This window comes from Polaromonas sp. P1_G2, from assembly GCF_056405515.1.
Map to the genome: position 1 here is coordinate 1 of NZ_JBFUBY010001798.1, position 355 is coordinate 355.

General features: G+C 63.7%; 1 protein-coding gene. It reads left to right on the top strand.

The window, feature by feature from the left end; translation table 11 throughout:
- On the top strand, positions 1-355 hold a 355-nt coding region (locus AC1D0P_RS32645), incomplete at both ends, for a diguanylate cyclase domain-containing protein (protein WP_477680509.1).

Below are 355 nucleotides of genomic sequence, written 5' to 3' on the forward strand. Positions count from 1 at the left end.
CCCATGGCGGCACCTACCAGACCTCGCAGCGCGTGGTCGAATTGGATGACCGCCGTGTCATGACCATGACGGTGATGCGGCTTCCGGACGGCGGCTTTGTCGTCACCCATGAAGACATTACCGAAAAGCAGGCCGCTTCGGAAAAGATCGCGCATCTCGCCATGCACGACAGCCTGACCAATCTCGCCAACCGCACGCTGTTCCGCCAGCACATCACCGAATACGCCGCAAGCGCCGCCGATCGCGAATCCGCGCTGCTGTTCCTCGACCTCGACCGCTTCAAAATCGTCAACGACACGCTCGGCCATCCGGTCGGGGACGCGCTGCTGGTGCAGGTCGCCGAACGGCTGCGCGC